Origin of the sequence: Streptomyces sp. NPDC049597 (genome assembly GCF_040675505.1) — a bacterium.
Taxonomy (GTDB): domain Bacteria; phylum Actinomycetota; class Actinomycetes; order Streptomycetales; family Streptomycetaceae; genus Streptomyces.
The window spans coordinates 178,828-189,491 of sequence record NZ_JBFAOY010000004.1; the positions used below are offsets into that span (position 1 = coordinate 178,828).

The following is a 10,664-nucleotide window of genomic DNA, read 5'->3' on the forward strand; positions in this document are numbered from 1 at the left end:
GGGGGTGATCACTTGCGCCCCGCTTGCAGTAGCTGGTCCACTGTCTGCCCTCTCCACAACTCAAGGGTCTTCATGCCGTACGGCTCTTGCTCCGAATCAGTCAGCTGCTGCTCGGCCTGGGGATCCCTGGAGATGCTGACTTTCATATAGGGGTCCGTATCACCTTCGGCCCAGCCAACTCCCTCATGCCATTTGGGTGCCACCCACCAGGCACTCGCATAGTCAGATGAGCGGGTCATTTCCAGGATCTTACTGCTTCGGTAGATCCTTGATGCGTAGCGAAAAAATTCATCGCCCGAATCGGCAACCCACTTGGGCGCATCCCATGTATGCCGCTTGTCGTTGGACTTCGTATCCCATGAAAATTTAAAGGAGTCTTTATAGTCATTGCCGAGCTTGCACCTGTCCGCCCGTATGTAGGACAAGAGCGACTGTATTTCCACTCTACCCATTCCGGAATCCATCGGCACCTTGACCGTGACGTCCGTGGAGAAGTCGTCACCCGGATCGAGCCAGGAACCTCCCCAGACGATTTCTCCAGCCCCGAGCAATCGAGAAGGGCCGAGATCGTCATGCCGCAGGATGGGGCGACCGGCCAGCATGTCATCCTTCCACTCGTTGAGGCCAGTACCCGCCTTCAAGTAATCGCCCGGAAGGCCTCTGACCTTCCACAGGGTCCCGACTACGTAAATACGGACAGAGCCGCTATTTTTCAACACTATATGGGCAGGCACATGCAGGACCTTTTTTCCGGAATCCAGAACCGGTCTGCCGAACGAAGAGGAGAAGTCGATGATGGCTGGCGTCGAGTATGGAACATACATTTGCGAGTATGTCATACCTGCCGCACCGATCACTGTTGATACAGCAACTCCGACCGCAAATCGCTGCGGATGAGGAATTCGTTGCCAAACATTCTGCCCGTTCAGGACCCAGAGCGCCCAAGCCGCCCAGGTGAGAAGGCCGATCCATAGCCACAGCCAGGGGGTGTAGTCGCCACCCTCTATCTGCATCACCAAGCAGACGAGGTTTGTCATCAACACGGCAAGGACGCCGAGGAGGACGAACTCCCCAGAGTATCTAAGGGATCTCTTCCTCCAATAGTCAATGAGCCCCAGCATCCCTATCGCCTCTACCAGTGACGCGACCATGAAGGCCACTCCAACGAGGCGCCCACCCCACGTCAGAGCACGAAAGGCATCCTTTGACCCAACTATGAACAGAAAGGTAGCTGACACAAGAAGACCCAGCCCCATAAAGCAGGCTTTAGCGCGCCTTCTCCAAGGCCGATCCGGCCACAAATCCTTTCCCCCCACCCAATGAACCCGCCCTCGATCGTCGAGATTTATATCCGCAGGAAGACCTGCACGGCGCATAATCCTGCGCAGGTCTCGAACTGACAGTGCTTTGCCGATCGTTTTTCCCTGGACGGTAACCGTACGGAGGCCACGTTCGTCCGGAGCGTGAATCACAATGTGTGGCAGATCTCGCATGGCGTCAGAGTCACAGCACATCGACAAGAGCGCATGTGGATCTTGCTCCTCGTTCCAACTCCGGTGGCAGTTGGGGACACGTCCGGGCTCGAGTCCTTGCTGACTTCCGGCCTCTCCGATAGGCCGTCGCATGCAGCTCATCACTGCCTCGCGAACGGGTGATCCGTTCAACTGGGCGAGCGGGCTGGACGACGCGAAGGCCGCCCGCGTTCCGGTCGAACCGAAATCCGTCCCTTCCTCGGCCCTCTCAGATCGGCTACTCGTCCGCAGGGTTCTGGACGCATGCGCTCGGCGGCTCGACGGCAAGGCCACGGCAGGCGCTGTCATTGCCGGGAGGGGAGCGAACCGACTGTGACGCCGAGCTCCTCGCGGAGAATCCGCTGCCGTCGGTCCGATGGAAAGCGAGCATGCTGAGGGAACCAGGACCAGGCAGGTCCACACCGTTTGTCCTGGTAGCCCTGCAGAGAGCGGCCGACCTCGCGAATCCTCTCTGGCTTGGTAACGCCAGCGTGGGGGAACAAGGCAGCGAGAGGAACGTCTGCCAAGGGTCCGGTGCGTCCGATCATGCGCAGGATGCTGGCTGAGGTGCGAGCCGGCCACAAGGCCCCGCCGGCCTCGCAAGACGCGCAGAATCCCGTCCACGTCTCGTCCACAACAGCTGGTTGAGAGTGTGTGACAACGAGACGGAGTGAGACAGTCGGCCACCGCGGTCACACCTACACAGAACGGCCCCTGATCGCGTTTCCGCAGATCAGGGGCCGTCTCTATCGCGTGGCGGCGCCAGGATTCGAACCTGGGTAGGCTAAGCCGACGGATTTACAGTCCGCTCCCATTGGCCACTCGGGCACACCGCCATGGGACGTCGCCCGGACACTCCGCTGTGGGGCGGTGCTCCGTGGCAACGACGTAAACGATACCTGATGCACAGGGGTGCTCCGCCACCGGATTGATCAGCGCTCGGGGCGGGTGCGGGTGGCTAGGCTTGGCGGAGCGGTCCGGGCGGTCCGGACACGCTCCACGCACCCGATTCAAGGAGCCACAGGACATGGCCGACTCCAGTTTCGACATCGTCTCGAAGGTCGAGCGGCAGGAGGTCGACAACGCCCTCAACCAGGCCGCCAAGGAGATCTCGCAGCGCTACGACTTCAAGAACGTCGGCGCCTCGATCGCCTGGTCCGGCGAGAAGATCCTGATGCAGGCGAACTCCGAGGACCGCGTCAACGCGATCCTGGACGTCTTCCAGACGAAGCTGGTCAAGCGGGGGATCTCGCTCAAGGCGCTGGAGGCGGGTGAGCCGCAGCTCTCCGGCAAGGAGTACAAGATCTTCGCCTCCATCCAGGAGGGCATCTCCCAGGAGAACGCCAAGAAGGTGGCGAAGATCATCCGTGACGAGGGCCCGAAGGGCGTCAAGGCGCAGGTCCAGGGCGACGAACTGCGCGTCAGCTCCAAGAGCCGGGACGACCTCCAGGCCGTGCAGGCGCTGCTCAAGGGACAGGACTTCGACTTCGCGCTGCAGTTCGTGAACTACCGGTGAGGTAGGACGCCCACCCGGGGCGTACGGGGGCGGAGCGGCGCGGGCCGTTCCGCCCCCGCCCCGTCGGGGGGCGCGCGGGGCGCGTGCTGCCTCGCAGGGGCCATGTCCGATTTCCGCCAGCGCCGGGTGCGTCCGGGGCGCAGACTCGTGGACGAGGGGGCGTGGAGCCCCGCGGGGCGTCCGCCGAAGCCCCCCGCACCGAGATCCCGCAAGGAGGGACGCGCGTCATGACCACCCTGTACGACGTCGTCGACAGCCCGCTGGGCGAACTGCTGCTGGTCGGCGAGGTCCCCGCGAAGGGCGGCACGGCGCTCGCGTCGCTCTCGCTGCCCGGGCAGAAGGGCGGCGCCGTCGTCCAGGACGGCTGGCGCCGCGACCCGGCGGCCTTCGAGGAGATCGGCGGCCAGCTGTCGGCGTACTTCGCGGGCCGGCTGACCCGCTTCGAGATCGAGTACACCGACGGCGGTACTGCCTTCCAGCGACGGGTGTGGCGCGCGCTGGAGGACGTCCCGTACGGACGGACCACGACCTACAAGGAGATCGCCGAACGGGTCGGCACCTCGGCGGTCGGCGTGCGCGCCGTCGGGACGGCGATCGGGCGCAATCCGCTGCTCGTCGTCCGGCCGTGCCATCGCGTGATCGGCGCCGACGGCGCGCTGCGGGGGTACGCCGGCGGGCTCGAGTCCAAGCGACGGCTCCTCGGGCTCGAGGGCGCGCTCGCGCCGTGAACGACACGCTCTTCCCGAGGGAGCGGGCCGTCATCGCCCCCGGCGCGGTCCATGTGCCCGGCTGGCTGCCGCCCGACCGGCAGCGGGAACTCGTCGAGGCATGCCGGTCCTGGGCCCGCGGCCCGGTGCCGCTGCGGCACACCGCGCTGCCGGGCGGAGGCGTGATGTCGGTGCGGACGGTGTGCGTGGGCTGGCACTGGCAGCCGTACCGCTACTCCCGCACCGCGGACGACGTGAACGGCGAACGGGTCGCCGCGTTCCCGCGGTGGCTGGTCGACCTGGGCCGTGAGGCGCTGGCCGAGGCGTACGGGGACGACCGGACGTACGGCGATCCCTTCGCGTACACCCCGGACACGGCGCTGATCAACTTCTACGACGGCGCGGCGCGGATGGGCATGCACCAGGACAAGGAGGAGCGCTCCGGCGCTCCCGTGGTGTCGCTGAGCATCGGCGACACCTGCCTGTTCCGCTTCGGGAACACCGAGAACCGGGGGCGGCCCTACACGGATGTGGAGCTGATGTCCGGAGACCTGTTCGTCTTCGGCGGTCCTTCCCGTTTCGCGTACCACGGTGTGCCGAAGGTCTACGCGGGCACCGCCGATCCGGCGGCCGGGACGGCCGCGGGGCGGCTGAACATCACCCTGCGGGAGACGGGCCTGTAGCCGGGCGGGCGCTCACAGGCCCCGGCACGGGCGACGGGCCGTACAGGGCGGTCAGCGCGAACGGGAGTGGCCGAACAGGATCCGGTAGACGATCAGCAGGACGAGCGATCCGCCGACGGCCGCGGCCCAGGTCGCGCCGTCGTAGAACTCGTTCGCTATCGGCCGGTCCAGATAGCGGGCCGACAGCCATCCGCCGGTGAAGGCGCCCGCGATGCCGATGAGCGTGGTGCCGATCAGCCCGCCCGGGTCCCGGCCGGGCAGCAGGATCTTGGCTATCGCCCCCGCGAGCAGCCCGAGGACGATCCAGCTGATGACGCTCATGCCGTGAACCTGCCTTTCGAACGGTGTCGTGTCCGAGGACGACGGGGAGACCGGGCGCGGTTGCGCGGTCAGTAGGGTGCGACGCATGACACGGGAGTTGAGGCGCTCGCTCGGGCTGTTCGACGCGGTGGTGATCGGTCTGGGATCGATGATCGGCGCGGGGGTTTTCGCGGCGATGGCTCCCGCCGCGCGCGCGGCCGGTACGGGACTGCTGATCGGTCTGGCGCTGGCCGCCGCGGTCGCCTACTGCAACGCCATGTCGTCGGCCCGGCTCGCCGCGCTGTACCCGGCGTCGGGCGGCACCTATGTGTACGGGCGGGAGCGACTGGGCGACTTCTGGGGCTACTTGGCGGGATGGGCGTTCGTCGTCGGCAAGACCGCCTCGTGCGCCGCGATGGCGCTCACCGTCGGGGCGTATGCGTGGCCGGAGCAGGCGCATGCCGTCGCGGTCGCCGCGGTGGTGGCGCTGACTGCCGTGAACTACGCGGGTGTTCAGAAGTCGGCGCTGCTGACCCGGGTGATCGTGGCGGTGGTGCTGGCTGTGCTCGTGGCGGTGGTCGTCTCCTGTCTGGGGTCGAGTGCTGCAGACACGGGTCGGCTGGAGATCGGCGGCGACGTCTCGGCCGACGGCGTGGTGGAGGCCGCCGGCCTGTTGTTCTTCGCATTCGCGGGGTACGCCCGGATCGCGACGCTGGGCGAGGAGGTGCGTGATCCGGCCCGTACGATCCCCCGGGCCGTGCCGCTGGCCCTCGGCATCACGCTCGTCGCCTATGTGTGTGTGGCCGTCGCCGTCCTTTCCGTCCTGGGCGCGGGTGACTTGGGCAGGGCGACGGCTCCGCTGGCCGACGCCGTGGAGGCGGCGGGGGCCGGCGGGCTCGGGCCCGTGGTGCGGGCGGGCGCCGTCGTGGCGGCACTCGGGTCGCTGCTCGCGCTGATTCTCGGCGTCTCGCGCACGACGCTGGCGATGGCCCGGGACGGTCATCTGCCGGGAGCACTGGCCGCTGTCCATCCGCGGTTCCAGGTGCCGCACCGCGCGGAGCTGGCCGTGGGGACCGTCGTCGCGGTGGTGGCGGCGACGGTGGACCTGCGCGGGGCGATCGGCTTCTCGTCGTTCGCAGTGCTGGTGTACTACGCCATTGCCAACGTCTCGGCATGGACGCTGAGTTCCCGGTCGGCACAGATCACCGCCGCCTGCGGTCTGGCGGGGTGCGTCGTCCTCGCACTGTCGCTGCCCGCCGTGTCGGCCATCGCGGGGCTGGGCGTCCTGGCCGTCGGGGCCGTGCTCTACGCGCTGCGCCGGCCCGGGAGGGACGGGTCCGCGGACCGCTGAGCGCCGCACACGGCCGCCCGCCGGGGGGCGGCCGACGGCTCCGGCGCCGGCCGCCCCGGACGGGCCTCAGCGGCTCGCGAAGGGGCGGTCCGTGGGGACGATCTCGCGGCCGAGCGGCATCAGCGACACCGGGATCAGCTTGAAGTTCGCCACGCCGAACGGGATGCCGATGATCGTCAGGCACAGCGCGATGCCTGTGACGATGTGGCCGAGCGCGAGCCACCATCCGGCCAGGATCACCCACAGCACGTTGCCGATGAGCGAGGGCGCCCCGGCGTCGCGGCGGTCGACGGTCGTGTGACCGAAGGGCCAGAGGGCGTAGACGCCGATACGGAACGACGCGAGGCCGAACGGGATGCCGATGATCGTGACGCAGAGGATGACGCCGGCGGCCAGGTATCCGAGGAAGAGCCAGAAGCCGCTCAGGATCAGCCATATGACGTTCAGAATTGTCTTCACGGGCGATGACCTGCCATCTGCTCGAGCCTGGCGATTCGTTCCGCCATGGGCGGGTGGGTGGAGAACATCTTGGAGAAGCCCCTGCCGGGCCCGAAGGGGTTCGCGATCATCATGTGGCTCGCCGTCTCCAGGCGGGGCTCCGGCGGCAGCGGCAGCTGCTTCGTGCCGGCGTCGAGCTTGCGCAGGGCGCTCGCCAGGGCCAGCGGGTCGCCGGTGAGCTGGGCGCCCGACGCGTCCGCCTCGTACTCACGCGAGCGGCTGACGGCGAGCTGGATCACCGAGGCCGCCAGCGGTCCCAGGATCATGATCAGCAGCATGCCGACGAGGCCGGGACCGTCGTCGTCGTCCGAGCGGCCGACGGGAATGAGCCAGGCGAAGTTGACCAGGAACATCACGACCGAGGCCAGGGCTCCGGCGACGGACGAGATGAGGATGTCGCGGTTGTAGACGTGGCTGAGCTCGTGGCCGATGACACCGCGCAGCTCGCGCTCGTCGAGGATCCGCATGATCCCCTCGGTGCAGCACACGGCCGCGTTGCGCGGGTTGCGGCCGGTGGCGAAGGCGTTGGGCGCCTGGGTCGGCGAGATGTAGAGGCGGGGCATGGGCTGGCGGGCGGCGGTGGAGAGCTCGCGGACCGTCCGGTACAGCGCGGGCGCCTCGAACTCGCTGACCGGACGCGCGCGCATGGCGCGCAGCGCCAGCTTGTCGCTGTTCCAGTACGCGTAGGCGTTCGTACCGAGGGCGACGACGAGCGCGACGAGCAGCCCCGTCCGGCCGAAGAAGCTGCCGATGACGAGGATGAGTGCGGACAGTCCCCCGAGGAGTACGGCGGTCTTCAGCCCGTTGTGCCGGCGGTGCACGGTACGCCCTCCAAGCGGTGCGGCAGGGGAACCCTTTGCGTGGGGTGCTCCACTCTCCAGTGGACCCTTCTGTACTGGTCAACGCCAGGCGAAGGACGCTGGTTCCCCTTGTGCTCCCGGGCCCTGGGCGTGGGCCGTTCGGGTGATGGTCAGAACAGCGTGTCCGCGGCGAAGCGCAGCACCAGCTGGGGATAGCCGGAGAGCACGACACCGACGACCGCCGTCAGCACGATGGCCACGGTCACCGGCGCCGGCGTGCGCCGGCGCACCGGCTCGGCCTCCGCGCCGCTCACAGCGCCTCGGGGGGCACGGAAGAGGAGCGCTGTCCACTGGAGGTAGTAGTAGAGGGCGATCACGACGTTGACGCCCATGACGACCGCGAGCCAGCCCAGGCCCGCGTCGACGGCCGACGAGAACACGGTGACCTTGGCGAACAGCCCGATGATGCCCGGCGGCAGTCCGGCCAGGCAGAGCAGGAAGAAACCCATCGCCAGGGCGGCCGCGGGGCGGGCCGCGTACAGGCCCCGGTAGTCCGCGATCCGGTTCTGCGGGTGGCTCCGGGCGACGAGCGCGGCGACCGCGAACGCCCCGAGGTTCACGACGGCGTACATCAGGGCGTAGGCGACGGTGGCGCCGATCTGGTCGTCGCTGGAGTACGCGGCGGCCGCGATCGGCACCAGGAGGTAACCGGCCTGCCCGACGGAGGACCAGGCCAGAAGCCGTACCGCGCTCCACGCGCGCGTGGCCGACTGGCGAAGGGCCGCCACGTTGCCCGCGGTCATGGTGAGTGCGGCCAGGACGGCGAGCGCGGGCCCCCAGATGTCGGCGTACGCGGGGAAGGCGACGACCGTCACCAGGATGAGGCCGGTGAATCCGACGGCCTTGCCGACGACGGAGAGGTAGCCGGCGACGGGGAGGGGCGCGCCCACATAGGTGTCGGGGACCCAGAAGTGGAAGGGAACGGCTGCGGTCTTGAACGCGAAGCCGACGAGGGTCAGGGCGACGCCCGCCTTGGCCAGCGTGTCCAGCTGGCCGGGAACGTTCTCGAGGCCGGCGGCGACCTGGGTGAGGTGCAGCGTGCCGGTCGCGGCGTAGACGAAGCTGACGCCGAGCAGCGTGACGGCCGTCGCGGTCACGGAGGAGAGGAAGAACTTCAGGGCGGCTTCGCTGGAGAGCCGGTCGCCGCGCCTGAGACCCACGAGGGCGAAGGCGGGCAGCGACGCGACTTCGAGGGCGACCACGAGAGTGGCGAGGTCGCGGGAGGCGGGCAGCAGCGCCGCGCCGGCCGCCGAGGAGAGCAGCAGGAACCAGAACTCTCCGGCGGGCAGGTCCTTGCGGGTGTCCGTGAGCGAGAGCACCGCGGTCAGCAGCGCGCCGCCGAGGACCAGGAACTGGATGGCCAGGGTGAAGTGGTCGGCGGTGTAGCTGCACGCCTGCGTGCCGTTGGTCAGGCAGAACGTCGAGCGGTCGCCCTCGCGCAGCGGGAGCAGGGCCGCCATCGCGGCGATCAGGCCCGCGATGGCGACGACACCGAGCAGCGGCTTGCGACGCTCCTCGACGAAGAGGTCCGCGACGAGGACGACCAGTCCGACGACGGCCGTGATGGTCGGCGGCGCGATCGTGAGCCAGTCGACCGACTGGACCAGGCTGGGGACGCTGTCGGCTGCCATGGTCACGACTTGCCTCCTGCGAGGAGCTGCTGCACTGCCGGGTCGGTGAGGCCGAGGAGGACCGCGGGCCACAGTCCGGCGATGACGGTGAGGGCCACGAGCGGAGTCCAGGCGGCGAACTCGTATCCGCGGACGTCGGTCAGCGGCGCGAACGCCGGGCCGTCCGCCGCGCTCGGGACGCCCTGGGGCGGCGCTCCCATGCAGACCCGGCGCACGACGACCAGCAGGTACGCCGCGGTCAGGAGCGTGCCGAAAGCGGCGATCGCCATGAAGACGAGGAACGCGGGGCGGCTGAGCCCGTCGGCCGGGTCGAAGGCCCCGAACAGGGCGAGCATCTCTCCCCAGAACCCGGCCAGGCCCGGCAGTCCGAGGGACGCGACGGCCGCGAAGGCGAGCAGACCGCCGAGGCGGGGAGCGCGTCCGTACAGCGCGGCGCCGGTGGCTCCGGCGAGGGTGTCGAGATCCGCGGTGCCGTAGCGGTCCTTCACCGCGCCGACCAGGAAGAACAGGAGGCCGGTGATGAGGCCGTGGGCGATGTTGGCGAAGAGCGCGCCGTTGATGCCGGCGGGCGTCATGCTCGCGATGCCGAGGAGGACGAAGCCCATGTGGCCCACGGACGAGTAGGCGATGAGACGCTTCAGGTCGCCGCCCGCGCCCTTGCGCGCCAGGGCGAGACAGGCGAGCGATCCGTAGATGATCCCGGCGACGGCGAAGGCGGCGAGGTACGGGGCGAACGTCTGCATGCCGTCGGGCGTGATCGGCAGGACGATGCGGACGAATCCGTACGTACCCATCTTGAGCAGGACACCGGCGAGCAGGACCGAGCCGATGGTCGGGGCCGCGGTGTGCGCGTCCGGCAGCCAGCTGTGCAGAGGCCACATCGGGGTCTTGACCGCGAGCCCGATCCCGATCGCCAGAACGGCGATGACCTGCACGGATGTGGTGAGGTCGCGGCCGTTGTCAGTGGCGAGTGCCACCATGTCGAATGTGCCGGCCTTCAGCCCGACGAGCAGGAGGCCGAGCAGCATGACGACCGAGCCGAGCAATGTGTAGAGGATGAACTTCCAGGCGGCGGGCTGCCGTCCTTCACCGCCCCAGCGGGCGATGAGGAAGTACATCGGGATGAGCACCATCTCGAAGGCCAGGAAGAACAGCACCAGGTCGAGGACCGCGAAGGTCGCGAGAGTGCCGGATTCGAGGACGAGCAGCAGCGCGACGAATGCCTTCGGCGACGGGCCGGCGGGCATCTTGAAGTAGCCGTGGAGCGCGCAGAGGAAGGTCAGCAACGCCGTCAGCACGAGAAGGGGGAGCGAAATGCCGTCGACACCGAGGTGGATCCGCACGTCGAGTGCCGGGATCCAGCTGATGTCCGTCGTGGCCTGCATCCGCGACGGCCGGTCGTGGTCGAAGCCGAGCGCCAGCACCACGGCGGCGGCCAGGACCGCGCCGGTGACGGTCACACCGTGCCGCAGGACCGCCTGGTCCGGGCCGGAGCCGCGCAGGCCGGGCGGGGCGGGCAGGAGTGCCGCGGCGGAGCCCAGGAGCGGGCCGACGACGATGAACGCGAGAAGGAACTGCATCACGGACTCGCTGATATCGATCACGGC

Annotated in this window: 10 protein-coding genes and 1 tRNA gene; 4 read left to right on the forward strand and 7 right to left on the reverse strand. The window is 68.7% G+C overall.

Annotation, left to right across the window (positions count from 1 at the left end; all coding sequences use genetic code 11):
* Positions 1 to 8 precede the first annotated feature (8 nt).
* Together AB0K02_RS07585 and AB0K02_RS07590 are read right to left on the reverse strand one after the other, a co-directional pair.
* Positions 9 to 1,151: a hypothetical protein gene (locus AB0K02_RS07585; RefSeq protein WP_365991400.1), complete on the reverse strand. Its 1,143-nt coding sequence runs from the start codon at positions 1,149 to 1,151 to the stop codon at positions 9 to 11.
* Between the two features lie 1,114 nt (positions 1,152 to 2,265).
* A tRNA-Tyr gene (locus AB0K02_RS07590) sits at positions 2,266 to 2,347 on the reverse strand.
* Between the two features lie 191 nt (positions 2,348 to 2,538).
* On the opposite strand from AB0K02_RS07590, the gene AB0K02_RS07595 reads away from it, so the two are divergent.
* From AB0K02_RS07595 to AB0K02_RS07605, 3 genes are all read left to right on the forward strand, one after another.
* Positions 2,539 to 3,027, forward strand: coding sequence for a YajQ family cyclic di-GMP-binding protein (locus tag AB0K02_RS07595; RefSeq protein WP_365991401.1), 489 nt, complete (start codon positions 2,539 to 2,541; stop codon positions 3,025 to 3,027).
* Positions 3,028 to 3,254: 227 nt separating this feature from the next.
* Positions 3,255 to 3,755: a methylated-DNA--[protein]-cysteine S-methyltransferase gene (locus tag AB0K02_RS07600; protein WP_365991402.1), complete on the forward strand. Its 501-nt coding sequence runs from the start codon at positions 3,255 to 3,257 to the stop codon at positions 3,753 to 3,755.
* Positions 3,752 to 4,417 carry an alpha-ketoglutarate-dependent dioxygenase AlkB gene (locus AB0K02_RS07605; protein WP_365991403.1) on the forward strand — a complete coding sequence of 222 codons (666 nt, stop codon included), beginning with the start codon at positions 3,752 to 3,754 and terminating at the stop codon, positions 4,415 to 4,417. The genes AB0K02_RS07600 and AB0K02_RS07605 overlap by 4 nt, the downstream gene beginning before the upstream one ends.
* Positions 4,418 to 4,468: 51 nt before the next feature.
* Here AB0K02_RS07605 and AB0K02_RS07610 read toward each other — a convergent pair whose 3' ends face one another.
* Positions 4,469 to 4,738, reverse strand: a complete 270-nt coding sequence (locus AB0K02_RS07610; RefSeq protein ID WP_365991404.1) for a GlsB/YeaQ/YmgE family stress response membrane protein — start codon at positions 4,736 to 4,738, stop codon at positions 4,469 to 4,471.
* 85 nt (positions 4,739 to 4,823) lie between these two features.
* On the opposite strand from AB0K02_RS07610, the gene AB0K02_RS07615 reads away from it, so the two are divergent.
* Positions 4,824 to 6,068 carry an amino acid permease gene (locus tag AB0K02_RS07615; protein WP_365991405.1) on the forward strand — a complete coding sequence of 415 codons (1,245 nt, stop codon included), beginning with the start codon at positions 4,824 to 4,826 and terminating at the stop codon, positions 6,066 to 6,068.
* 66 nt (positions 6,069 to 6,134) lie between these two features.
* Here AB0K02_RS07615 and AB0K02_RS07620 read toward each other — a convergent pair whose 3' ends face one another.
* From AB0K02_RS07620 to AB0K02_RS07635, 4 genes are all read right to left on the reverse strand, one after another.
* Positions 6,135 to 6,527, reverse strand: a complete 393-nt coding sequence (locus tag AB0K02_RS07620; RefSeq protein WP_365991406.1) for a YccF domain-containing protein — start codon at positions 6,525 to 6,527, stop codon at positions 6,135 to 6,137.
* Positions 6,524 to 7,387, reverse strand: coding sequence for a zinc metalloprotease HtpX (htpX, locus tag AB0K02_RS07625; protein WP_365991407.1), 864 nt, complete (start codon positions 7,385 to 7,387; stop codon positions 6,524 to 6,526). Before htpX ends, AB0K02_RS07620 begins: the two co-directional genes overlap by 4 nt.
* 149 nt (positions 7,388 to 7,536) lie before the next feature.
* Entirely contained in the window at positions 7,537 to 9,057 is a 1,521-nt protein-coding gene (locus AB0K02_RS07630) for an NADH-quinone oxidoreductase subunit N (protein ID WP_365991510.1), read from the reverse strand.
* Between the two features lie 2 nt (positions 9,058 to 9,059).
* Positions 9,060 to 10,661, reverse strand: a complete 1,602-nt coding sequence (locus tag AB0K02_RS07635; RefSeq protein ID WP_365991408.1) for an NADH-quinone oxidoreductase subunit M — start codon at positions 10,659 to 10,661, stop codon at positions 9,060 to 9,062.
* Between the last annotated feature and the right edge of the window lie 3 nt (positions 10,662 to 10,664).

What these genes read in the sequence shown, in the direction of transcription:
- AB0K02_RS07585 (WP_365991400.1), bottom strand. Translation starts at nt 1,151, where the DNA reads ATGGTCGCGTCACTGGTAGAGGCGATAGGGATGCTGGGGCTCATTGAC.
- AB0K02_RS07595 (WP_365991401.1), top strand. Translation starts at nt 2,539, where the DNA reads ATGGCCGACTCCAGTTTCGACATCGTCTCGAAGGTCGAGCGGCAGGAG.
- AB0K02_RS07600 (WP_365991402.1), top strand. Translation starts at nt 3,255, where the DNA reads ATGACCACCCTGTACGACGTCGTCGACAGCCCGCTGGGCGAACTGCTG.
- AB0K02_RS07610 (WP_365991404.1), bottom strand. Translation starts at nt 4,738, where the DNA reads ATGAGCGTCATCAGCTGGATCGTCCTCGGGCTGCTCGCGGGGGCGATA.
- AB0K02_RS07615 (WP_365991405.1), top strand. Translation starts at nt 4,824, where the DNA reads ATGACACGGGAGTTGAGGCGCTCGCTCGGGCTGTTCGACGCGGTGGTG.
- AB0K02_RS07630 (WP_365991510.1), bottom strand. Translation starts at nt 9,057, where the DNA reads ATGGCAGCCGACAGCGTCCCCAGCCTGGTCCAGTCGGTCGACTGGCTC.